Here is a 22,128-nt window from a genome sequence, read left to right on the forward strand (position 1 = left end):
TTGCCAAAATGTGATTCACCCTTTTGGGCGAATTTGCTATGGTCCGGCAAAACGTGCGTCAGACACATCGGAACGAGGCAAGAGCAGATGAAACGAGCGCTGAGCGCCGTCCTGATCCTTATGATCGTGGCATCCTGTGGTGGGCCGAAAGGCACGCCGCGCAATTTGGACAACGCCTGTCTCCTGTTGCAGGAGAGAAAGCCCTATGCCCGGGCCTTCCAGCGCGTGCATCGCAAATGGGGCGTGCCGACGCATGTCATCATGGCGATGATCCACCAGGAGAGCAAATTCGACGGCAACGCCCGCACCCCGCATCGCTATGCGCTTGGGGTCATTCCCATGGGGCGGCAGTCCTCGGCCTATGGCTACAGCCAGGCGCTGGACGGCACCTGGGATGAATACCGCCAGGAAACCGGCAACCGTGGCGCCCGGCGCAACAACATCAACGACGCGACGGACTTCATGGGCTGGTACATGACCAAGACCCGCGACCGCCTTGGCATCCCGATGAGTGATGCGCGCAACCAGTACCTGGCCTATCACGACGGTCACACCGGCTATGCCCGCGGTACCTGGAAATCCAAGGCCTGGCTTGTCGACGTGTCGCAGCGGGTCGAGGCGCGGTCCTACATGTACGCGGGCCAGCTGGCGACCTGTCGTCACCGTTAAACCGTCGCCGGGGCAGGGAAGGCCTGCCCCGTTGACACCGTCCTAGCGGTTGAGATCGCGCTGGATGTTGAAATCAAACAGGTTCTGCGCAAGCCGCACGCCTGTCTTCATGTCCCCCAGAACAACCGTCGTCGCCGTGCCGCTGTCGTCATGCACGACCCACTGGCGCAGCTGCGTCGGGTTGCCGGTGAAGACCAGCTCGATATAGCCGTACTCGGGGTTCTTCGGGTCCTGCGCCGTCACGATGGTCGACGGGCCGTCTTCGCGGTGGCCGGTCACCATGTTGGCGCGGCCCAGGTTCACGGTCTTGTCGAGGATGATGCTGAGCGGGGTCCGGTTCAGCGGGTATTGCTCGGGCTGGGGGTCGCCCTTGGCGTCGAATATCCCGACCGCGCCGTGGTCGGCGATCACGTAGGATTCGTTCGGCGGATCGTATTCGAACCGCATCTGCCCGGGCCGCGCGATATACAGCGTGCCGGTCGCCACGGTGCCATCATCGGCAATCTGGGTGAACTTGGCCTGCGCCGTCTTGATGCCGTTCAGATAGGCCGACAGATCGTTCAGCGACAGTTTCTCGGCCCAGGCGGCAGGCGCGGCGAGGGCAAGGGTCAGGGCCGAAGCGGCCAGGATGCGAAGCGGTTTCATGCGATGAAATTAGGCCTTGGTCGTGTCACGTACCAGAGGCCAACTCTCACATTGCGGTCAGTGTTCCGTAACAGTGGGGCAGGGGGGGGGCGGCCCGGCGGTGTCGCCGGGCGTCCTCTATGGTCTGCTCAGAAGCAGCTTACTGCTCGGGCACCAGGATCTCGCGCTTGCCGACGTGGTTCGCAGGGGTGACGAGGCCGTTGTCCTCCATCTGCTCGACCAGGCGCGCGGCCTTGTTGTAGCCGATGCCCAGTTTCCGCTGGATGTAGGAGGTCGAGCACTTGCGGTCCTTGGCCACGATCGCAACCGCCTGATCGTACAGCGCATCCTCACCGTCGGTATTGCCGCCGGTGTTGAGGCCCAGCACCAGGTCGATGTCGTCCGCCTTGTCGTCGTCGGGCCCTTCAACCACGCCGCCGACATAGTCGGGCGGGCCAAAGGCCTTGAGGTGGTTCACGACCTCCTCGACCTCTTCGTCGCTGACAAAGGGGCCGTGGCAGCGGGTGATCTTGGACCCGCCGGCCATGTACAGCATGTCGCCCATGCCCAGCAGCTGCTCGGCGCCCATTTCGCCCAGGATCGTCCGACTGTCGATCTTGGACGTGACCTGGAAGGAAATCCGGGTGGGGAAGTTCGCCTTGATCGTACCGGTGATCACGTCGACCGAGGGGCGCTGCGTCGCCATGACAAGATGGATGCCGGAGGCCCGCGCCATCTGCGCCAGACGCTGGATGCAGGCCTCGATTTCCTTGCCCGCGACCATCATCAGGTCGGCCATCTCGTCGACGATGACGACGATATAGGGCATCTTCTTGGGCGCGAATTCTTCGGTCTCGAACACGGGATCGCCGGTGTCGTCGTCGAACCCGGTCTGCACCGTGCGCGAGAACATCTCGCCCTTCGACAACGCATCCGCGACGCGGCCGTTGTAGCCGTCGATGTTGCGGACGCCCATCTTGGACATCTTGCGATACCGCTCTTCCATCTCGCCCACGACCCATTTCAGGGCGACAACCGCCTTTTTAGGGTCTGTCACAACGGGCGACAGAAGGTGCGGGATGCCGTCGTAGACCGACAGTTCCAGCATCTTGGGGTCGATCATGACCAGACGCAGGTCGTCGGGCGTCAGCTTGTACAGCAGCGACAGGATCATCGTGTTGATGGCCACGGATTTACCCGACCCGGTGGTCCCGGCGATCAGAAGGTGGGGCATCTTGGCCAGGTTCGCGACGACCGGGTCGCCGCCGATGTCCTTGCCAAGCGCCAGCGGCAGCTTCTGGTTGCCGTCGCCATAATCGCGGGTCGACAGGATTTCGCGGAAGGACACCATCTCGCGTTTTTCGTTGGGCAGTTCGATCCCGATGACGGACCGGCCCGGCACGGTCGACACGCGGGCCGACAGGGCCGACATGGACCGCGCGATGTCGTCGGCCAGGCCGATGACACGGCTGGCCTTGAGGCCCGGCGCAGGTTCCAGTTCGTACATGGTGACGACGGGGCCGGGGCGGACGCTGACGATTTCGCCCTTCACGCCATAGTCATCCAGCACGTTTTCCAGCATCCGCGCGTTTTCTTCCAGCGCCTCGTCGGACAGCACGTGGCGTTCGACATTCTTTGGATCGCTCAGCAGGTTCAGCGGCGGCAGTTCGTAATCGGTCTGCGGATCGTCGAACTGCAGGCTCGGCTGCGATTCCAGCTTGGCGCGGGTCGAAGGCACGATGGCCTTGCGCGGCTGGTGCTGGACAACGCTGCGCCGTTCGGCGGCGGGCTGGGCCACGCGCTGAACGGGGGTCGATGCGGGCTGCGGCGCGGGGCTGTCCTCTTCGACGAACATGTTTTCATGCCCATAGGCGTCATCGTCGTAGGTGTAGCCGTCGTCGGCATAGGTCTCGGCCTCGTCCTGCCATGCGACGGGGTCGGCCTGCGGCGGGGCAGGGGGGGCAGGGGGCGTTGCCGGGACCGCCGGTTGGGCCACAGGCTGGGCCTGCATCGGCGCGGGCGCCGGTTTCGGGGTCGGGGCGGCTGTGGCCTGCGCGGGCGCGGGCTGGGCCGGTGCAGCGCTGCGCGTCGCGGTCAGCGGCGGTTCGGCGGGCATTGCGGCGGGCGCGGCCGTCAGCGGTGGTTCGCTGCGACGCAGGGTATTGGCGATCAGCGGGCGGGGGCCATGACCACGACCACGGGTCAGCGGCTTGTCCTGCGCGGGCGGCGCGGGCTGCGGGTCGGGCTGGGCGGCACCGCCACGCGACCGGACGACCTCGGCGATGCGGGCGCGGATGCGGTCGCTGCCCGGCGCTTCGGGCTCATAGGCCAGCGGTTCCAGCTCCAGCAGCTCGGGCTCGGGCATCGGCTGATGCGCGGGTTCGGGCTCTGCACGGCGGATCAGGGACGGGATCCGGTCGCGCATCCGCGGCCGTTCCATCGACGGGTCAGGGGCGGCCCAGTGTTCCTCGTCCGCGTCCGACCAGGGCTGCGCGTCGTCGTCCTCATAGGCCGTGGCATAGGCATTTGCGGCGGCGGCGGCGCGGCGGCGTTCGCTGCGGTCGCGGTTCATCTGGCGCAGGTGCGCGGCGGTCTGGAAGGCCCCCACGGCGCCTTTGCCGGCGGCCCGCATCAGAAAGGCGTAGATCATGATCACGCCAACAAGCAGGTAGCGCCCGATCCGACGCAGTTCGGGACCCGAGAAGCCGGTGACATAAAGGCCAAGCGCGATGACCGGCCCGGCCAGCGCCAGCGCGATCATCTTGAGCGTCAGGGACGGGCCGACCGGCACGACGCCCAGAACAGTGCCCAGCACGGTGTCACCGAACAGGCCGCCCATGCCGAAGCGGTGCGACCAGTCCTGATCGGGGACCATGGTCGAGGCATAGATCGACAGCAGGGCGATCCAGATCGGGGCGAAGATCAGCCGCCCGACGGCACGGTCCGCGCCCTGGTGCAGTGCAAGGCGCAGGCCCCAGGCCAGGATGACGATGGCAACACCCCAGCTGCCGCCACCGATGACCATGTACATCGGCGCGGCGATGGCGGCGCCGAAACGGCCCATCCAGTTCTGCACCGGCGCATCATGGGCGGACAGCCACGACGGATCGTCGGGCGTGTAGCTGGCGATCAGCAGCACGGCCATGACACCGACAAGCAGCAGGACCAGTCCCGCCAGTTCCTTGCCGCGTTTTTCGATCGATGCCTGCATGTCGCTATCGAACAGGGGATCGCCGCCGCGTGTCTGAAATGCCATGTTGCCTCGTCCTCACTGGTACAGATGATCGCGGAGCGTGATCAGCGCCTGCGCCATCTCTTCTTTTGGGGTCACCATTGCGACCCTGATAAAGGGTTTTCCGGGGTTTTCGCCGTCGACCTCGCGGGCGAGGTAGGCGCCGGGCAGCACCCGGATCCCCGTCTTGGTCCAAAGGTCCAGCGTTGCCTGTTCGCCGTCCTTCACGGGCAGCCAGAGGAAAAATCCCCCCTCCGGACCCTGGTAACCGGGCACGCCGCTGAAAATGCGGTCGGCCTCGGTGAATTTCTCCTGGTAGAGCGCGCGGTTGCTGACCACGTGGTCTTCGTCCGCCCACAACTTTTCGGCCACCCGCTGCAACGGCAGGGGCAGTGGCGCGCCGGAATAGGCGCGCAGCTGCCGCAGGCGCTTGATGCTTTCGGGGCCGGCCGCGATGAAGCCCGACCGCAGGCCCGGCACGTTCGACCGTTTGGACAGCGACTGGAAGATCACGATCTTCTCGGGGTCGGCGCCCATTTCCTGCGCGACCTCAAGGATGCCCGTGGGGGGCGTGTCGCGGTAGATTTCCGAATAGCATTCGTCACTGAATATGGTGAAATCGTGCTTTTCGGCCAGCGCGATCAGGTCTTTCCAATAGGTCCGGTCCGCCACCACGCCCTGCGGGTTGGCGGGCGAACAGATGTAGGCGGCGGTGGCGCGGTCCAGCACCTCGGTCGGCAGGCTGCCGTAGTCGGGCAGGAACCCGGTCTGGCGCAGCGCGGGCACAAAGACCGGTTCGGCCCCGGCCGACAGCGCGCCGATCATGTAGACCTGGTAGAAGGGATTGGGGATCAGGACGGTCGGGGTCTTGCCGCGCTTGGTTTCCGGCAAAAGCGCCATGGCGGCGTTGTATAGCCCCTCGCGCGATCCGTTCAGCGTCATGATCCGGTCGGGCACCACCGTGACGTCATAGCGGCGTGCGATCCAGTCGGAAATCGCCTGCAACAGTTCGGGCGAACCGTCGTTCGGCGGATAGACGGCAAAGTCGGCGACGTTGTCGGCCAGCACCTGCGGCAGCCAGTCGGGGAAGGGGTGCTTGGGCTCCCCAATCGTCATGTTGGTGATATCACCGCCCGGGGCATGGCTCTCCAATAGCGCACGAAGGCGCGGGAACGCATAAGCCGGAAGGTTCGAAAACCGCTCGGGGAACATCAATACTGCCTCTGGATCGGGATCATTCACGCCCCGTTTGGATCAGGATAATCCAAATCTGGTGTCCCAGTCCAGAGCAGAACCCACCCACAGAGGGCTTTGTGGCATTTACGCCAATGCCTTCTCGGCCGCGGCACCAAGGCGCAAAAGCGCGTCTTCGCCCCCCGGACGTCCCATCATCATCAGCCCGCAGGCGGGCGTGCCCGTGGGCAGGGTCAGCGCCGACAGGCCCAGCACGTTGCCGATGCGGGTGTTGCGCAGGGCCAGCAGGTTTTCCTGCACGTAATAGGCGCTGTCGGTCATCATGCGGTCGCGATCCGGCGGCAGAATGGGCGAGGTCGGCAAAAGCACCGCGTCCAGCCCGGCGACCCGCGCGGTCCACTTGGCGCGGGCCTGGTGCAGCAGTTGCCAGCGGCTGACGAACTCCGATGCCAGCATGGATTGACCGTTGCGGAACCGGGCCAGGATCTCGTCAAACATCTTTTCAGGCGCGCTTTCGATGGTGTCCTTCCACAGCCCGTAGCCTTCGGCGGCGAACAGCGGCGTCTGGTCCATGGCCAGCGTGACCTCGGGCGCGTCGACCGACACGATCTCGGCCCCCTTGGCGCGCAGCTTGTCGACGGCTGCGTCAAAGGCCCGGCGCGGGTCGTCGCGCACACCGTCCATCGCGATGGTGTTGAGCAGCCCGAACCGCCGCCCGGCAAGCGACGCGCCCGACAGGTCCACGGGCGTCGTGCCCTCCATCAATGCCAGCAGCTGCGCGCAGTCTTCGACCGACCGGGACAGCGGGCCGATGGTGTCGAACGACAGGCACAGCGGCACCACGCCGTCCAGCGACAGCCGACCCGAGGTCGTCTTGAGCCCCACGAGGTCGTTCCAGGCCGAGGGCACGCGCACCGATCCGCCGGTGTCGCTGCCGATGCCTGCCGCCGCCAGCCCGAAGGCCGCCGACGCCGCCGCGCCCGACGATGATCCGCCCGGCACCCAGTCGGGGTTGTGGCGGTTGGGCGGCGTGGCCGTGACCGGGTTGATGCCGATGCCACTGAAGGCCAGTTCCGACATATGCGTCTTGCCCAGGCAGACCAGGCCAAAGGCGGTGGCGACCGCCAGAACCCGCGCGTCGGCCTCGGGCGTGCGCCCCTTCAGCAGGGCGGACCCGGCCTCGGTCGCGATGCCCGCGGTGTCGAACAAGTCCTTCCAAGACACCGGCACGCCATCCAGCAGCGATTTGCGCGTCCCGGCCTTGGCGCGGGCACTGGCGGCGCGGGCTTCGGCGCGGGCGCGGTCGTGGGTCACGCGGGCATAGATCCGGTCGCGGTGTTCATGGGCATCGATGGCAGAGAGGTAGACCTCGGTCAGATCCACCGGGTCGATCGTGCCCGCCCCGATTGCGCGGCCCAGGTCTGCCGCGCTCATCCACCGCCAGTCGTCCATGAAGATCCCTCCGGATATTTTGCGCGACGGTAGCGGCAGTGCGGCGCATGGACAATCCCGCGCCTTGGGGCATATTCCACGCCATGGACCATGACAGCGATATCCTGATCGTCGGTGGCGGGCTGAACGGCCCGGCCACGGCGCTTGCGCTGGCCCTGTCGGGGCTGCGCGTCACCGTGATCGATGCCTTGCCGGCCGAAACACGCGGCGACGACGGGTTCGACGGGCGGGGCTATGCGCTGGCGCTGGCCTCGGTCCGGTTGCTGCGGCGCATCGGGGTCTGGGATCGCGTGGCGGCGCACAGCCAGCCGATGCTTGAAATCAAGGTCACCGACGGCCGCGCCGGAGAGGCGCCCTCGCCCTTCTTCCTGCATTTCGACCACGCCGAGATCGAGGAAGGCCCCATGGGTCACATGGTCGAGGACCGCTACCTGCGTCGCGCCCTGACAGAGGCCATGGCCGAGAGCGACCTGATAACCGTGCTGGGCGGTGAAACGGTCGTGGCGCAGGCGGTCGACGACACGGGGGCGCGGGTCACGCTTGCCTCGGGCCGGACATTGACCGGCGCGCTGCTGATCGGCTGCGACGGGCGCCGCAGCGGTACGGCGGAACGGGCCGGGATCAAGCGCACCGGGTGGGATTACGGACAGACCGCGCTGGTCTGCGCGATCGACCATGAAAAGCCCCACGGCGGTGTCGCGCATCAGTATTTCATGCCGCCCGGCCCGCTGGCGATCCTGCCGCTGCCCGGTAATCGCAGTTCGATCGTCTGGACCGAATCCAAGGACCGCGCGGCGCAGATCCAGGCGCTGGATGACGTGAGCTACCTGCAGGTGCTGCGGCCCCGCTTCGGGGATTTCCTGGGCGAGATTTCATTGGCGGGCAAACGGTTTACCTATCCGCTCAGCCTGACTGTGGCGAACGACTTCATCGCCGCGCGGCTGGCGCTGGTGGGCGACGCGGCGCATGGGATGCATCCGATCGCGGGGCAGGGTCTGAACGCCGGGCTGCGCGACATCGGTGCGCTGGCGCAGGTCCTGTCCGAGGCGCGGGCGCGGGGCGAAGACATCGGCGCGCTGACGGTGCTGCGCCGCTATCAGGAATGGCGGCGCTTCGACACGGCCTCGCTGGCGCTGGCGACAGACATGTCGAACAAGCTCTTTTCGTCGGACAATCCGCTGCTGCGGGCGGCGCGGGATATCGGGATGGGGGCGATCAACGCCATGCCGCGCCTGCGCCGGACCTTCATCCGCGAAGCCGCCGGCCTGACCGGGGATCTGCCCGACCTGATGCGATAGGCCGGATCAGTCGTCCAGAACGCGGGCCTCGTCCACCAACATCACCGGAATGCCGTTGCGGATCGGATAGGCCAGGTTCGCCGTGGGCGAGATCAGTTCCTGCGCCTCGGCGTCATAGCGCAGCGTGGCGTTCGAACGCGGACAGACCAGCGCCTCAAGCATGCGGCGGTCGAACAGTGGCGTTTCTGTCTGGTCGGTCATTGCATCATCCCGTGATCGTCGCCCCCTCGTAGGGCATATTCGATCAGGGTGACAAGGGTTTCGCGCCGCGTGGTCAGCGACGGTGCCTCAAGCAGGGCCTGCTTGTCCTCGGGGTCGAAGTTCAGAAGCATCGACAGCGAATTGATCAGCATCTCGTCGTCGGCATCTTTCAGCGTGTCCCAGTCGGTATCGAGTGACTTGGCGACGAAATAGCGCGACAGAAGGGCGAAAAAGCGGTCCCGGTCAAAGTCGGTATCGGCGATCGGCTGGCCCAGGTCGCCCTCGAACCCGGCCCAGGACACGGCGGCGCGGCGATAGGGCGGGAAGCCGTCGACTTCGTTCTGGATCCGGAACCGCGACAGGCCAGAAAGGGTGATGAAATACCGGCCATCCTCGGTTTCGGAAAACTGCGTCAGCCGCCCGGCACAGCCGATCTTTTGCAGGGCAGGTCCGTCGGCGGGGGCGGTGGCCTTGGGGTTCGGATCGGGCTGGATCATGCCGATCAACCGCTCGGGCGTCTTCAGAACGTCCTCCAGCATCGCCAGGTATCGCGGTTCGAAGATGTGCAGCGGCAGCCGCGCCCGGGGCAGCAGCAGGGCTCCGGGCAGCGGGAAGACGGGGATGACGTCAGGAAGATCCGAAGGTCTGATCATTCCCGACATCTAGCGCCCCACCCGGTTCAGGCAAATATCATCGAAGACAGTTTCCGCCGCCCCGCGAGCGCCACCGGATCCTTGGCATCCAGCGCGTCGAAAATGGTCAGAAGCTGCGCCTTGGCGGCGGCCTCGTTCCACTCGCGATCGCGGCGGAAGAGGTCCAGAAGCTGATCAACCGCGCCCGCGGTGTCGCCACTGGCCTGCAGCGCCTGGGCCAGGTCGAACCGGGCCTGGTGATTGTCCGGCTCTGCTTCGACCTGCGCCTGAAGCTCGGCCACCGGGCCTGCGTTTGCGGACTGCCGGGCCAGCTGGATCTGCGCGTGCGCGCCTTCCAGTTCGGGCGTCTTGCTGATCTCGGCGGGCGCGCCGTTCAGCACGGCCTCGGCCTGGTCGACCTGGTCAAGCGCGATATAGCTTTTGACCAGCCCGGCATAGGCGCGGGCGTGCATCGGGTCTTCCTGCAGGATCGCGGCGAAGGTTTCGGCGGCGTCCGAGGCAGCACCCTGCTCCAGCATCTCTTCCGCGGCGGCGACCGCGTCATCCAGCCCGTTCGAGGAATCGCCGCCCCCGGCTTCGATCGCCCGCTTGATGAAGGCGTCGATTTCCGACGCAGGCACCGCGCCCTGGAACATGTCCACGGGCCGTCCTTTGACAAAGGCCACGACGGTCGGGATCGACTGCAGCGGCAGACCCTGTTGCGCCAGCGCCTGCGCCAGCCGCTGGTTCTGGTCGACGTCGATCTTGGCCATCTTCACCGCGCCCTTCGCGGCAGTCACGGCCTTTTCCAGCATCGGCCCAAGCGTCTTGCAGGGGCCACACCAGGTCGCCCAGAAATCGACGATCACCGGCACCTCGTTCGAGGCATCGACGACATCGGCCATGAAGTTTGCTTCGGTGACGTCCTTGATAAGGTCGCCTGCGGGGGGTGTCTGTTGCGCGCCGCCCAGTTCGATCATCGTCCGTCTCCCGGCTGAATTCCGTCGTTGCCCCCTATATGGACCGCAGGACGCCGGTTTCCAAGGCGTCGCTGTCAGGGGGCTCTGCCCCCGTCCTGCGGACGCCCCCGGGATATGGGACCAGAGGAAGCCGGACCGCGCCGTTGCTTCATCTTGCCGAAAATACTCCCGCCGGAGGCTTCCGGCCCGGACGCCACCGCGCGGTCAGAGGTCGAACGTCGCCAGCACCGGTGCGTGGTCCGAAGGCTGGTCATAGCCGCGCACATGCCGCAGCACGCGCGAGCCGTGGGCGGCGTTCGAAATGTCTGGCGTGGCCCAGACGTGATCCAGCCGCCGCCCCTTGTCCGCCGCGTCCCAGTCGGGCGAACGGTAGGACCACCAGGAATAGAGGTTACCCTCGGGAATGTCCTGCCGGGTCACGTCGACCCAGCCGCCCGCGTCCTGCACCGCGCCCAGGTGATCGACCTCGATCGGCGTGTGGCTGACGATCTTCAGCAACTTCTTGTGATCCCAGACATCGTCTTCGCGCGGGGCGATGTTCAGGTCCCCCACGAGGATCGCCTTTTCCGGTTTCTCGCCATGGAACCAGTCGCGCATCTCGGTCAGGTAATCGAGCTTCTGACCGAACTTCACGTTGATCTCGCGGTCCGGCTTGTCGCCGCCGGCGGGGACGTAGAAATTGTGGATCGTGACGCCGTTTTCCAGCCGGCCGGCGATGTGGCGGGCATGGCCAAGCGCGGCGAAATCGCGGTCGCCTGCGTCTTCGATCGGCAGTTTCGACAGGATCGCCACACCATTATAGCCCTTCTGGCCGCGCGCGATCATGTGGGTGTAGCCAAGCGCGCGGAATCCTTCGACCGGGATCTTGTCGACCGGCGACTTGCATTCCTGCAGGCACAGGATGTCGGGGCTTTCTTCCTGCAGCAGGCGCAGAACCAGCGGTTCGCGCAGGCGGACGGAGTTGATGTTCCAGGTGGCGAGGGTGAAGGACATGGGCGGCTCCGGTCTTTGTGCCGGTCCTGCCTAGCATGGCAAGGGGGCGGGGCAAGTCCGTTTCCTGCGCGTTCGGCTTAACCGGGTGGCAATTTTTCGGCGCTATGCCGGTCGGCGTGATGAACTGGCGCACATATCTGGCCTGGACCCTTGGGCTGTCGATGGCCCTCGTGGGCCCCTTCCTGTCGCTGCTGACCCTGCCTGCGGGTGCGGATGGCATGCTGCTGGTCGTGACCCCGCCCTGGCGCGATGCCCTGGCCGTGATAGGGGACGCCGGGGGGCGGCCGATCGGGCCCGAGGCCTCTGTTCTGGGTCAGTTCGCCACATCCGATACCCCGGACTTCCCCGACCGCCTGCGTGCCGCCGGGGCTTGGGTCGTTCTTGACGGAGAAGCCATATCCGCGCTCTGCGGGTGGGAGGTGACATGACAGACAACGCCTTTGCCGTGGCGCAGGATCAGGCCAAGCGACGGATCGCCCTGGCCGCCTGGGTCCTTGTGCCGCTGGCGCCGATCTCGGCCTTTCTGGCGGGCAATGCGCCTGTGCCGGTGCTGATCTTCGCGGTGATCGCCGCGGCTGGCGGCCATGCGGGATCACTGGGGGCGGGGTCGTCCGCCCGGGTTGCGGCGGCGCTTGGCCTGATCGGGCAGGCCATGGCCTTTACCGCCGCGCTGACCGGCCACCCCTGGCAGATCGACAGCCACATGCTGTTCTTCGCGCTGCTGGCCGTGACCATGGCGATGGCGGATCAGCGGGTGATCCTGGCCTCGGCGGGCGTGATCGCGCTGCATCACGGCGTGCTCTCGGTTGCCCTGCCCGGCATGATCTATCCGTCGACCGACGTGCTGGAAAACCTGGAACGAACCGCCCTGCACGGCGCCATCGTGGTGATGGAGGCCGCGGTGCTCTACATCGCGATCCGGCAGCGGGTCGACATGGACGCCGAAGTGGCCCGCTCCAACGCCGAGGCGAAGCGCGTCGGGGACGCCGAAATGGCACAACGCCGTCGCATCCTCGATGCTCAGCGCGAGATCGTGCAGCACATGCGCGACGCCGCGGCCCGGCTGGCCCGGCGTGATCTGACCGTGTCGATCACGGAAAGCTTCGGCGCGGAACACGACCAGCTGCGACAGGACTTCAACTCTGCCGTGGGTGAACTTCGCGAAACCGTGGGCAGCGTGACCGACAACGCCGCGCTGGTGTCGTCGGAAAGCCAGTCGATCTCGGCCGCGGCCAATGATTTGGCGGCGCGCACCGAACGCCAGGCCGCCAGCCTCGAAGAGGCCGTTGCCGCCATGCAGGAGATCTCGGCCGCCGTCCGGTCCTCGGCCGAGGCGGCGGTGGACGCAAAGCGCGTGGTCGCCGAAGCGGGCACGCATGCGACGGATTCGGGCACGGTGGTCGGCCGCGCGACCGAGGCGATGTCGGCCATCGAACAATCGTCCCTCGCCATTTCGCGGATCACCGAAGTCATCGATGAAATCGCCTTCCAGACCAACCTGCTGGCGCTGAACGCGGGGGTCGAAGCCGCGCGGGCGGGTGAAAACGGGCGCGGTTTTTCGGTCGTGGCGACAGAGGTGCGGGCACTGGCGGCCCGGTCGTCGGACAGCGCCCGTGAAATCAAGCAGCTGATCGAGGAATCGAATGGCCACGTGGTCAACGGTGTCTCGCTTGTCCGCGAAACCGGAGAGGCCCTGTCGCGGATCACAACCTCGGTGTCCGAAGTGGCGAACCACATATCCGCCATCGCGGGCTCTGCGGCCGAACAGGCAACGACGATCACCGCGATCGAGACGACCATGCAGGAACTGGACGCGGTGACACAGCAGAACGCGGCGATGTTCGAAGAAACCTCGGCCGCCAGCGTGTCGCTGTCGAACGAGGCCGCGTCGCTGAACGCCGCGGTCAGCCGGTTCCACATCGGCCGGGCCCGCAGCCCGGCGGCCATGGTCGCCCCCATAACCCCGCCGACGGCGATGCCCGTCGCCACACCAGCGCGGCAGGTTGCCAATGGCGCGTCGATATCTGGCGGGTCGGATGCGGACTGGACCGAGTTCTAGGTCCCGATACGAAAAGACCCGGGCCGATCTGGCCCGGGTCCTGGATCATTCCGCCGCGCGGCGCGGCAGCACCCAGTCGGGACGCGGGAAGTGGCAGGTATAGCCATTGGGAATGCGCTCCAGGTAGTCCTGATGCTCGGGCTCGGCTTCCCAGAACTCACCGACGGGTTCCACCTCGGTCACCACCCGGCCGGGCCAGAGACCCGAGGCATTGACGTCGGCGATCGTGTCTTCGGCGACCTGTTTCTGATCCTCGTCGACATAGTAGATCGCCGACCGATAGCTGAGCCCGATGTCGTTGCCCTGCCGGTTCAGCGTGGTCGGATCGTGGATCTGGAAGAACACCTCAAGCAGCTGGCGATAGGTGATCCTTGCCGGATCGAAGATCACCTCGATCCCCTCGGCATGGGTGCCATGGTTGCGATAGGTGGCATTGGCCACGTCCCCGCCGGTATAGCCCACGCGGGTGCGCAGAACGCCGGGAAGCTTGCGGATCAGGTCCTGCATGCCCCAAAAACAGCCCCCCGCCAGAACAGCACGTGCTTCAGTCATCGGATGTCCTCCACCTGGTCGATGTAATCGCCATAGCCTTCGGCCTCCATCTCCTCTTTCGGGACAAAGCGCAGCGAGGCCGAGTTGATGCAATAGCGCAGCCCGCCGCGATCGACAGGCCCGTCGGGAAAGACATGACCGAGGTGGCTGTCACCATGGGTCGACCGCACCTCGACCCGGATCATCCCGTGCGAGGTATCGCGCAGTTCCGCGACATGCGCCGGTTCGATCGGCTTGGTAAAGCTGGGCCAGCCACAGCCGCTGTCATACTTGTCGGCCGAGGCGAACAGCGGCTCACCGGACACGACGTCCACGAAGATCCCGGGGCGCTTTTCGTTCAGCAGGGGGCCGGTGCCCGGGCGCTCCGTGCCGTTTTCCTGTGTGACCCGATACTCTTCGGGCGTGAGACGCGCCAGCGCCTCGTCGGTCTTGGCATATGTTGGCATGGGGTCCTCCGGTTGCCTTGAGCACAGATATGGACCGTGCAGGCACGGTTTCAAAGGGGGGCAAGACGGCCAAGCGCCCAGGACGCGGCGTCCGCCACCACCGGGTCCGGGTCGTTCAGATGCGGACGGGCAGCCTCGGCCAGGGCCGGATCGCCGCTGTTTCCGATGGCATAAAGCACGTTGCGGACAAAGCGGTTGCGCCCGATCCGCTTGATCGGCGATCCGCTGAACATCGCACGAAACGCGGCGTCGTCCAGTGCCGCCAGATCGGCCAGCGCGGGGGCCACCAGCGCATCCCGCGCGTGATACTTCGCCTCGCGCGCGACCTCGGCGAACTTGTTCCAGGGGCAGACCGCCAGGCAGTCGTCGCAGCCATAGATGCGGTTGCCCAGGCCTGCGCGTAGGTCGGGGTCGACGGGGCCGGCATGTTCGATCGTCAGGTAGGAAATGCAGCGCCGCGCATCCAGTTGATAGGGCGCGGGAAAGGCATCGGTCGGACAGGCATCCAGACAGCGGCGGCAGGAACCGCAGTGATCGACTTCGGCCGCATCGGGCGCCAGATCCAGCGTGGTGAAGATCGCGCCCAGAAAGAACCAGCTGCCCAGATCGCGGCTCACCAGGTTCGTATGCTTGCCCTGCCAGCCCAGCCCGGCGGCGGCGCCCAGGGGTTTCTCCATCACCGGGGCGGTGTCGACAAAGACCTTCACCTCGCCCGATCCGGCTTCGGCCAGCAGCCAGCGCGCCAATCGTTTCAACCGTTTCTTCACCACGTCGTGGTAGTCGCGGTTGCGGGCATAGACGGAAATCGCCGCGCGGTCCGGCGTTTCCAGCAGGGCCAGCGGATCTTCCTCGGGGCCGTAATTCTCGGCCAGCATGATCACCGATCGCGCCTCGGGCCAGAGCGCCGACGGATCGCCGCGCCACTGCGTGCGCTCGGCCATCCAGCCCATCTGCCCGTGGTACCCGGCCTCCAGAAAGGTCTTCAGACGCGCGGGGGCAAGGGGGATGTCGGTCGGCCGACAGATCCGCGCGGCGTCAAAGCCTTCGGCCTGCGCCTGATCCACCAGCTTTTGTTTCAGATCGCCCATGTTCTTTTTGCCAGAAATATCCCGGGGGAGTCGCCGCAGGCGACGGGGGCAGCGCCCCCATCCGTCCTAGCACGGGGCCTCCGCGATCAGAAATCCAGATCGGCGTAATGGGCGGGCGGCGGAAAACCCGGCACGACATCGGCCAGGATCGACCGGAAGGCCGGGCGCGACTTGATCTTGGCGTACCAGTCCTTGACGTTCTGCGACCGGTTCCAGTCCACGTCCGAGATGTAGTCGAGGCAGCTCAGCTGCGCGGCGGCGGCGAAATCGGCCAGCGTCATCGAATTGCCGGCCAGCCAACGACGGTGGTCCAGCAGCCAGCTCATGTAATCCAGGTGGAACTTGATCTTCTGCGCACCGGCCTTGATGTTCTTGCTTTCCGGATAGCCCGATTTCATCAGCTTCTTGTTGACGCGTTCGTACAGAAGGTTCGCGGTGACCTCCTTGTGGAACTTGTCGTCGAACCAGCCGATCAGGCGGCGCACCTCGGCGCGGTCTTCGGGGCGGGCGGGCATCAGGGCGGGCTCGGGCCAGACTTCCTCGACCCATTCGCAGATCGCCGCGCTTTCCGCCATGTAACGGCCTTCGGTCTTCAGCACCGGCACCTTGCCGGCCGGGTTGCGGCGCAGGAAATCGGTGTCGCGATCCCAGTAGCGTTCCTCGACCAGCTGGACTTCGACCCGTTTCTCACCAAGCGAGAGGCGAACCTTGCGGCAGAACGGGGACAGGGGAACGTGGTACAGGGTCAGCATGGTCAATCTTTAAAATGGCTGTGGGTCACTTAGCCTTCTGCGCGGGTGGATTTCAATCCTCGAAGCAGGCTGCACGGCCATCCGCGCGGATCGTCGCGGCCCCGTCCATGATCGCCGAAGCGCGCCTGCTGACGAAATCCGTGGGGCGGCTGGCCGAACGCTGCTTGGGCGAAGGCAGGATCGCGGCCAGCAGCGCCGCCTGTCGCGCCGAAAGCTCGTCGGGCCCGATGCCGAAATAGTGATGAGCCGCGGCATCCACGCCGAACACGCCTTCGTCGAACTCGGCCATGTTCAGATAGACTTCGAGGATGCGCTGTTTCGACCAGACCAGTTCGACCACCGGAGTCATCAGCGCCTCAAGCGCCTTCCGCGTCCAGTTGCGCCCGTGCCAGAGGTAGACGTTCTTGACCACCTGCTGCGTCAGGGTCGAGGCGCCGCGATTGCCGCCCGCGTCGATGGCGTTGCGGATCGCAGCCATGTCAAAGCCCCAGTGCGTGCAGAAATTGGCATCTTCGGCAGCGACGACGGATCGGGCCATGACCGGCGCGATCTGATCGAAATCCACCCATTCCTGGTCGATCGACCCAAGGCGAAGTTCTTCGGTTTTCATGTAAAGGCCGGTGATCGGGTTCACGATCGTGTAAAGGCCCGTCGCAAACAGGACGAGTCCCGCAACCAGCAGGACAAGGCGCAGGATCCAGCGCCGCAGCCAGCGCAGCGGGCGGGGCCGGGTGCGCGTAGGGCTTTTGCGGCCGGTCGTGCGGCTGGGTTTGCGGGTGGTGCGTCTGGCCATCCCGCCCTATCCCGCCTTTTGACCGGCGGGGTCAAGGTCCATGTCCGGCGGCCCCATGGCGCCAAGCGACTGCAGGATCGCGGCAATCCGCTTCAGGTCGCCGGCCCAGCTTTCCAGTTCGACCTGTTCACCGTTGCGCAGGTTCAGCGTCAGGACAGGCCCGTCAGAGGAGGCGTCGGACAGGCTCAGGTCATGGATGTGCTGCACCGGGATGCGGCGATGCAGGCGCAGGGGATGCAGGATCACCTCGCGCTGGGTGATCCAGATGTGGATGATCGGCGGCAGCATCAACAGCGCCACCCCCGCCAGCATCAGGGACGAGGCCAGCGCCCAGAGCCCCCATGTTCGCCAAAGCCCTTCGGTCGGCGCGATCACCTGCATGGCCACGATGCCGATCCCCGCAAGGATCAGCGCGGCCTTCAGCCCGGTCCGGGGCGGGTTTCGATGTTCATAAAGCAGGCGCATGGGGGATCCGGCTGTCGTCCCCCTCAGCCTAGCGCGATTTCGGCAGGTGGCGACAGTGGGTTGCGACCTGTGGCGGGCCGGGGGATGCAGTGACCCGCAAGGCAAAGGGCCCGCCAGATCGCTCTGACGGGCCCTTCGGCAGGTTCCGGTCCGATCACTCTGCCGGAACGGCCTTTTCCTCGATCGTCAGGGGATGCGGGATGTGGACCAGCATTTCCTTCGGGCAGACCTGGACAAAGTTCGCCTTCTCGATGTCCCAGTTCTGCAGGATGTCGGTGGCCTTGCGGCTTCCGGTTTCCGCGACGTGGCGTTCGATCATGCCGCGCAGCTGGGTTTCCCAGTGCTCGACCGTGACCGGGCAGGTGACCAGCGTTTCCATGTTCATCATGTCGGGCGTCTTGCCCTCGGGATCATAGAGATACGCCATGCCGCCGGTCATGCCCGCGCCAAAGTTCGGCCCGATCGACCCGAGGATCACCGCGGTGCCGCCGGTCATGTATTCACAGCCGTTCGATCCGCAGCCCTCGATCACCACTTTCGCGCCCGAGTTGCGGACGGCGAAGCGTTCGCCCGCACGTCCGGCGGCAAAGAGGTACCCGTCGGTCGCGCCGTACAGAACCGTGTTGCCGATGATCGTGTTGTCGGCGGCGGTCAGCGGGCTTTCCATCGGCGGGCGCACCACCACGATGCCACCCGACAGGCCCTTGCCGACATAATCGTTGGCCTCGCCCATCACCTCGATCTTCAGCCCCGGGGCCGCGAAGGCGCCAAGCGACTGACCGGCGGACCCGCTCAGCTTGACCGTCAGGTGGTCGGGCTGAAGCGCGTTGCGCATGCCGAAGTTGCGGACGATGTGCGATGCGGTGCGCGTGCCGACGGACCGGTGCGTGTTCTGCACCGCGTAGGACAGCTGCATCTTTTCGCCGTCCTTCAGGAACCGTGCGGCGTCGCGCACGATTTCAACGTCCAGCGTGTCGGGCACCACGTTGCGCGGCTTGTCGCGGTTGTAGACGATGTTCTTCGACCCATCGACCGTGATCAGCAGCGGGTTGAGATCCAGATCGTCCAGGTGATCCGCCCCACGGCTGACCTGGCTCAGCAGATCGGCGCGGCCGATGACCTCGTCCAGCGTCCGTGCGCCGATCGAGGCAAGGATTTCCCGCACTTCCTGCGCATAGAAGGTGATGAGGTTCACGACCTTGTCCGCCGTGCCGGTGAACTTTTCGCGCAGCGCCGGGTCCTGGGTACAGACGCCGACGGGGCAGGTGTTCGACTGGCACTGACGCACCATGATGCAGCCCATGGCGATCAGGGCTGCGGTGCCGATGCCGTATTCCTCGGCCCCCATCATCGCGGCCATGACGATGTCACGACCGGTGCGCAGGCCGCCATCGGTCCTGAGCGTCACGCGGTCGCGCAGGTGGTTCATGGCAAGAACCTGATGCGCTTCGGTCAGGCCCATTTCCCACGGCAGACCCGCGAACTTGATCGACGTGCCCGGGGAGGCCCCCGTGCCGCCGTTGTGGCCCGAGATCAGGATGATGTCGGCCTTGGCCTTCGCCACGCCCGCCGCAATCGTGCCCACGCCCGAGGAGGCCACCAGTTTCACGGTGACTTTCACGGTCGGGTTGATCTGCTTGAGGTCGTAGATCAGCTGTGCCAGATCCTCGATCGAATAGATGTCGTGGTGCGGCGGAGGGGAGATCAGCGTCACGCCCTTGGTCGAATGACGCAGACGGGCGATCAGGTCGGTGACCTTCATGCCGGGCAGCTGGCCGCCCTCGCCGGGCTTGGCACCCTGGGCGACCTTGATCTCAAGCTCTTCGCACTGGTTCAGGTATTCGGCGGTCACGCCGAACCGGCCCGACGCCACCTGCTTGATCTTCGCCGACGGGTTGTCGCCGTTGGGTTCGGGCACGAAGTGTGCCGGATCCTCGCCGCCCTCACCGCTGTCGGATTTCGCGCCGATGCGGTTCATCGCGACGTTCAGCAGCTTGTGCGCTTCGGGGCTGAGAGCACCAAGGGACATGCCCGGCGTCACGAACCGCTTGCGGATCGAGGTGATGGATTCGACCTCTTCCAGCGGGATCGCGTTGCCAAGCGGCTTGATCGCCAGCAGGTCGCGCAGGTGGATCGGCGGGTTCGCCTGCATCCGGGCGCTGTACTGCTTCCAGATCTCATAGGACGCGCGGTTACAGGCCGTCTGCATCATGTGCATGGTCTGCGCTTCCCAGGCGTGCGTCTCACCGGACTTGCGCGCCTTGTAGAAGCCACCGATCGGGAGGACGTCGAGACCCGACAGCCAGCCCTTCTGGTGAATGCCCGCGACCTTCTTCTGGATGCCCCAGACGCCGATGCCCGAGATGCGCGAGGTCATGCCGGGGAAGAATTCGGCAACCATGGCGCGGCTGAGGCCCACGGCTTCGAAGTTCAGGCCGCCGCGATAGGACGACACGACCGAAATGCCCATCTTGGACATGATCTTCAGCATGCCCTGGTCGATGGCTTCGCGATAGGCCGCGACGGCCTCGGTCAGGGACATGTCCAGCAGGCCGCGGCTGATGCGGTCGGCCAGCGTGTCCTCGGCAAGGTAGGGGTTCACGATGGTCGCGCCACAGCCGATCAGCACCGCGAAGTAATGCGGGTCGATGCATTCGGCAGACCGGACGCCAAGCGAACAGAAGGTCCGCAGGCCCTTCTGGGTCAGCCAGCTGTGCACGGCCGAGGTCGCCAGGATCATCGGCATGGGCACCTTGCCCTCGTCCTGCAGGGTATCCGTCAGGATGATGTGACCGCCGCCCGAGCGCACGGCCTCTTCGGCCTCGGCGCGGATGCGGTTCAGCGCGGTGCGCAGCGCCTCGGGGCCGCCATCGACGGGGAAGGTACAGTCGATTTCCGACAGGCCAGCGTTGAAGTGGGTCTTGAGCTCTTCAAACTGGGCGTTGCCGACAAAGGGGCTGTCCAGCACGAAGATCTCGGTCTGGGCCGAGGATTCATCCAGCACGTTTTTCAGGTTGCCGAACCGGGTCTTCAGCGACATGACGCGGAATTCGCGAAGCGAGTCGATCGGCGGGTTGGTCACCTGGGAAAAGTTCTGCCGGAAGAAGTGGCTGAGGTTGCGGTACTTGTTCGACAGCACGGCCGAGGGCGTGTCATCGCCCATCGACGCCAGTGCCTCTTTCCGGTCTTCGGCCATCGGGATGAGGACGTTTTCGATTTCCTCGATCGTGTAGCCGGCCGCGATCTGCCGCTTGCGCAGGTCGGCGCCTTCGAACAGCGCCTTTTCGTCGATCTTGGACAGCTCTTCCTCAAGGTCGGTGATCTTGCCGACCCATTCGCCGAAGGGCTGAGAGGCCGCCAGTTTGTCCTTGATTTCAACGTCGTGGTAGAGCTTGCCGACCTTCATGTCGACGGCGATCATCTGACCCGGGCCAAGCGCGCCCTTTTCGCGCACGGTGCCTTCGTTGGTCGGAACCATGCCGGCCTCGGACCCCGCGATCAGCAGGTTGTCCCCGGTCACGACATAGCGCATCGGGCGCAGGCCGTTGCGGTCCAGACCGCCACAGACCCAACGACCGTCGGTCATGGCCAGCGCGGCGGGGCCGTCCCAGGGCTCCATCACGCCGTTGCAGTAGGAATACATGTCGCGCCAGGCCTGCGGCAGTTCGATCGCCTGCTTGGACCAGGATTCGGGCACCAGCATGGTCTTCGCCATCGGCGCGGACCGGCCTGCGCGCACCAGAACCTCGAAAACAGCATCCAGAGCGGCCGAGTCGGACGAGCCCGACGGGATGATCGGCTTGATGTCTTCCGCCAGCTCTCCGAACGTGCCGGAGGCCATGCGGATTTCGTGCGACTTCATCCAGTTGATGTTGCCCTTGATCGTGTTGATCTCGCCGTTGTGGGCGAGCATCCGGAAGGGCTGGGCCAGCCACCACTGCGGGAAGGTGTTGGTGGAATAGCGCTGGTGATAGACGGCGAAGGCGGATTCGAACCGGTCGTCCTGAAGGTCGGGGTAGAAGACGGCGACCTGTTCGGCCAGCATCATGCCCTTGTAGATGATCGACCGGCAGGACAGCGACGCGATGTAGAGGCCATCGACATGCGCGGCGGCGGCGGCTTTCTCGATCCGGCGGCGGATCACGTAGAGCTCGCGTTCGAAGGTTTCCTCGTCCACGCCCTTGGAGTTCGAGATCAGGATCTGTTCGATCTCGGGCCGGGTCGCGTTGGCCTTGTCGCCCAGGCAGGTCACATCGACCGGCACATGGCGCCAGCCGTAGATGTAATAGCCCATCCGCAGCACTTCGGATTCGACGATGGTCCGGCAGACTTCCTGCGCGCCGAAATCGGTGCGGGGCAGGAAGACCTGGCCCACGGCCATCAGTTCGTTGGCGCGGGGTTCGTGGCCGGTGCGCTTGATCTGGTCATAGAAGAAGGGGACGGGGATCTGGACGTGGATGCCCGCGCCGTCGCCCGTCTTGCCGTCCGCGTCGACCGCGCCCCGGTGCCAGATCGCCTTGAGCGCCTTGATCCCGGCTTCGACAACCTTGCGGCTGGCCTTGCCGTCGATGGACACGACGAGGCCGACGCCGCAGGACGAATGTTCCTCGGTCTCGGAATACATGCCGTTTTCGGCCATCCACTTGCGCTTGGCCTCTTCGGCGCGCACCCAGTCGGCATCATACTTGGTCATGCGAG

At 65.8% G+C, this 22,128-nt stretch carries 19 protein-coding genes; 4 read left to right on the forward strand and 15 right to left on the reverse strand.

Annotation, left to right across the window (positions count from 1 at the left end; all coding sequences use genetic code 11):
* Nucleotides 1-87: 87 nt before the first annotated feature.
* Nucleotides 88-669 (forward strand): transglycosylase SLT domain-containing protein, encoded by a 582-nt coding sequence (locus E4S58_RS09545; RefSeq protein WP_136636182.1) that lies wholly within the window; start codon nucleotides 88-90, stop codon nucleotides 667-669.
* Nucleotides 670-711: 42 nt separating this feature from the next.
* On the opposite strand, the gene E4S58_RS09550 is transcribed toward E4S58_RS09545, so the two are convergent.
* The 4 genes from E4S58_RS09550 to E4S58_RS09565 form a co-directional block, all read right to left on the reverse strand.
* Nucleotides 712-1,314, reverse strand: a complete 603-nt coding sequence (locus E4S58_RS09550) for a LolA family protein (protein WP_136636183.1) — start codon at nucleotides 1,312-1,314, stop codon at nucleotides 712-714.
* 139 nt (nucleotides 1,315-1,453) lie between these two features.
* A complete protein-coding gene (locus E4S58_RS09555; RefSeq protein WP_136636184.1) occupies nucleotides 1,454-4,549 on the reverse strand; it encodes a DNA translocase FtsK in 3,096 nt (1,031 codons plus the stop codon).
* Nucleotides 4,550-4,561: 12 nt separating this feature from the next.
* Entirely contained in the window at nucleotides 4,562-5,737 is a 1,176-nt protein-coding gene (locus E4S58_RS09560) for an aminotransferase class I/II-fold pyridoxal phosphate-dependent enzyme (protein ID WP_136636807.1), read from the reverse strand.
* A 108-nt stretch (nucleotides 5,738-5,845) separates the two neighbouring features.
* Nucleotides 5,846-7,171, reverse strand: coding sequence for an amidase (locus E4S58_RS09565; RefSeq protein ID WP_136636185.1), 1,326 nt, complete (start codon nucleotides 7,169-7,171; stop codon nucleotides 5,846-5,848).
* Nucleotides 7,172-7,254: 83 nt separating this feature from the next.
* Here E4S58_RS09565 and E4S58_RS09570 point away from each other — a divergent pair, with 83 nt between their 5' ends.
* Nucleotides 7,255-8,469, forward strand: coding sequence for an FAD-dependent monooxygenase (locus tag E4S58_RS09570; RefSeq protein ID WP_136636186.1), 1,215 nt, complete (start codon nucleotides 7,255-7,257; stop codon nucleotides 8,467-8,469).
* A 6-nt stretch (nucleotides 8,470-8,475) separates the two neighbouring features.
* Here the strand turns inward: E4S58_RS09570 and E4S58_RS09575 are convergent, their stop codons facing one another.
* From E4S58_RS09575 to E4S58_RS09590, 4 genes are all read right to left on the reverse strand, one after another.
* Nucleotides 8,476-8,670 (reverse strand): Trm112 family protein, encoded by a 195-nt coding sequence (locus tag E4S58_RS09575; RefSeq protein ID WP_136636187.1) that lies wholly within the window; start codon nucleotides 8,668-8,670, stop codon nucleotides 8,476-8,478.
* Nucleotides 8,667-9,323 carry an LON peptidase substrate-binding domain-containing protein gene (locus E4S58_RS09580; protein WP_136636188.1) on the reverse strand — a complete coding sequence of 219 codons (657 nt, stop codon included), beginning with the start codon at nucleotides 9,321-9,323 and terminating at the stop codon, nucleotides 8,667-8,669. The genes E4S58_RS09575 and E4S58_RS09580 overlap by 4 nt, the downstream gene beginning before the upstream one ends.
* Before the next feature lie 26 nt (nucleotides 9,324-9,349).
* On the reverse strand, nucleotides 9,350-10,282 hold the full coding sequence (locus E4S58_RS09585; RefSeq protein ID WP_136636189.1) for a tetratricopeptide repeat protein: 933 nt from the start codon (nucleotides 10,280-10,282) through the stop codon (nucleotides 9,350-9,352).
* Between the two features lie 204 nt (nucleotides 10,283-10,486).
* On the reverse strand, nucleotides 10,487-11,275 hold the full coding sequence (locus E4S58_RS09590; protein WP_136636190.1) for an exodeoxyribonuclease III: 789 nt from the start codon (nucleotides 11,273-11,275) through the stop codon (nucleotides 10,487-10,489).
* Nucleotides 11,276-11,394: 119 nt separating this feature from the next.
* Here E4S58_RS09590 and E4S58_RS09595 point away from each other — a divergent pair, with 119 nt between their 5' ends.
* Nucleotides 11,395-11,703, forward strand: a complete 309-nt coding sequence (locus E4S58_RS09595; RefSeq protein WP_136636191.1) for a hypothetical protein — start codon at nucleotides 11,395-11,397, stop codon at nucleotides 11,701-11,703.
* On the forward strand, nucleotides 11,700-13,334 hold the full coding sequence (locus E4S58_RS09600; protein ID WP_136636192.1) for a methyl-accepting chemotaxis protein: 1,635 nt from the start codon (nucleotides 11,700-11,702) through the stop codon (nucleotides 13,332-13,334). Before E4S58_RS09595 ends, E4S58_RS09600 begins: the two co-directional genes overlap by 4 nt.
* 45 nt (nucleotides 13,335-13,379) lie before the next feature.
* Here the strand turns inward: E4S58_RS09600 and msrA are convergent, their stop codons facing one another.
* The 7 genes from msrA to gltB all read right to left on the reverse strand — a co-directional run bounded on the left by msrA (nucleotide 13,380) and on the right by gltB (nucleotide 22,123).
* On the reverse strand, nucleotides 13,380-13,886 hold the full coding sequence (gene msrA, locus E4S58_RS09605; protein ID WP_136636193.1) for a peptide-methionine (S)-S-oxide reductase MsrA: 507 nt from the start codon (nucleotides 13,884-13,886) through the stop codon (nucleotides 13,380-13,382).
* The gene (msrB, locus tag E4S58_RS09610; protein WP_136636194.1) at nucleotides 13,883-14,332 is read right to left on the reverse strand and encodes a peptide-methionine (R)-S-oxide reductase MsrB; all 450 of its coding nucleotides are present in this window, start codon (nucleotides 14,330-14,332) and stop codon (nucleotides 13,883-13,885) included. The genes msrA and msrB overlap by 4 nt, the downstream gene beginning before the upstream one ends.
* 50 nt (nucleotides 14,333-14,382) lie before the next feature.
* On the reverse strand, nucleotides 14,383-15,420 hold the full coding sequence (gene queG / locus E4S58_RS09615; RefSeq protein WP_136636195.1) for a tRNA epoxyqueuosine(34) reductase QueG: 1,038 nt from the start codon (nucleotides 15,418-15,420) through the stop codon (nucleotides 14,383-14,385).
* 86 nt (nucleotides 15,421-15,506) lie between these two features.
* Nucleotides 15,507-16,172 (reverse strand): FtsZ-binding protein FzlA, encoded by a 666-nt coding sequence (gene fzlA, locus E4S58_RS09620; RefSeq protein ID WP_136636808.1) that lies wholly within the window; start codon nucleotides 16,170-16,172, stop codon nucleotides 15,507-15,509.
* Nucleotides 16,173-16,224: 52 nt separating this feature from the next.
* Complete coding sequence (gene mtgA, locus E4S58_RS09625; RefSeq protein WP_136636196.1) at nucleotides 16,225-16,965, reverse strand: monofunctional biosynthetic peptidoglycan transglycosylase; 741 nt, start codon at nucleotides 16,963-16,965, stop codon at nucleotides 16,225-16,227.
* A gap of 6 nt (nucleotides 16,966-16,971) precedes the next feature.
* Nucleotides 16,972-17,430 carry a hypothetical protein gene (locus E4S58_RS09630; RefSeq protein WP_136636197.1) on the reverse strand — a complete coding sequence of 153 codons (459 nt, stop codon included), beginning with the start codon at nucleotides 17,428-17,430 and terminating at the stop codon, nucleotides 16,972-16,974.
* Between the two features lie 154 nt (nucleotides 17,431-17,584).
* A complete protein-coding gene (gltB, locus tag E4S58_RS09635) occupies nucleotides 17,585-22,123 on the reverse strand; it encodes a glutamate synthase large subunit (protein WP_136636198.1) in 4,539 nt (1,512 codons plus the stop codon).
* Nucleotides 22,124-22,128: the final 5 nt, after the last annotated feature.

This window comes from Pseudooceanicola onchidii, from assembly GCF_004959925.1.
GTDB lineage: Bacteria > Pseudomonadota > Alphaproteobacteria > Rhodobacterales > Rhodobacteraceae > Pseudooceanicola > Pseudooceanicola onchidii.

Coding starts and splice junctions, on each gene's coding strand:
- E4S58_RS09545 (WP_136636182.1), top strand. CDS start 88: ATGAAACGAGCGCTGAGCGCCGTCCTGATCCTTATGATCGTGGCATCC.
- E4S58_RS09550 (WP_136636183.1), bottom strand. CDS start 1,314: ATGAAACCGCTTCGCATCCTGGCCGCTTCGGCCCTGACCCTTGCCCTC.
- E4S58_RS09555 (WP_136636184.1), bottom strand. CDS start 4,549: ATGGCATTTCAGACACGCGGCGGCGATCCCCTGTTCGATAGCGACATG.
- E4S58_RS09560 (WP_136636807.1), bottom strand. CDS start 5,737: ATGTTCCCCGAGCGGTTTTCGAACCTTCCGGCTTATGCGTTCCCGCGC.
- E4S58_RS09565 (WP_136636185.1), bottom strand. CDS start 7,171: ATGGACGACTGGCGGTGGATGAGCGCGGCAGACCTGGGCCGCGCAATC.
- E4S58_RS09570 (WP_136636186.1), top strand. CDS start 7,255: ATGGACCATGACAGCGATATCCTGATCGTCGGTGGCGGGCTGAACGGC.
- E4S58_RS09575 (WP_136636187.1), bottom strand. CDS start 8,670: ATGACCGACCAGACAGAAACGCCACTGTTCGACCGCCGCATGCTTGAG.
- E4S58_RS09580 (WP_136636188.1), bottom strand. CDS start 9,323: ATGATCAGACCTTCGGATCTTCCTGACGTCATCCCCGTCTTCCCGCTG.
- E4S58_RS09585 (WP_136636189.1), bottom strand. CDS start 10,282: ATGATCGAACTGGGCGGCGCGCAACAGACACCCCCCGCAGGCGACCTT.
- E4S58_RS09590 (WP_136636190.1), bottom strand. CDS start 11,275: ATGTCCTTCACCCTCGCCACCTGGAACATCAACTCCGTCCGCCTGCGC.
- E4S58_RS09595 (WP_136636191.1), top strand. CDS start 11,395: ATGAACTGGCGCACATATCTGGCCTGGACCCTTGGGCTGTCGATGGCC.
- E4S58_RS09600 (WP_136636192.1), top strand. CDS start 11,700: ATGACAGACAACGCCTTTGCCGTGGCGCAGGATCAGGCCAAGCGACGG.
- msrA (WP_136636193.1), bottom strand. CDS start 13,886: ATGACTGAAGCACGTGCTGTTCTGGCGGGGGGCTGTTTTTGGGGCATG.
- msrB (WP_136636194.1), bottom strand. CDS start 14,332: ATGCCAACATATGCCAAGACCGACGAGGCGCTGGCGCGTCTCACGCCC.
- queG (WP_136636195.1), bottom strand. CDS start 15,420: ATGGGCGATCTGAAACAAAAGCTGGTGGATCAGGCGCAGGCCGAAGGC.
- fzlA (WP_136636808.1), bottom strand. CDS start 16,172: ATGCTGACCCTGTACCACGTTCCCCTGTCCCCGTTCTGCCGCAAGGTT.
- mtgA (WP_136636196.1), bottom strand. CDS start 16,965: ATGGCCAGACGCACCACCCGCAAACCCAGCCGCACGACCGGCCGCAAA.
- E4S58_RS09630 (WP_136636197.1), bottom strand. CDS start 17,430: ATGCGCCTGCTTTATGAACATCGAAACCCGCCCCGGACCGGGCTGAAG.
- gltB (WP_136636198.1), bottom strand. CDS start 22,123: ATGACCAAGTATGATGCCGACTGGGTGCGCGCCGAAGAGGCCAAGCGC.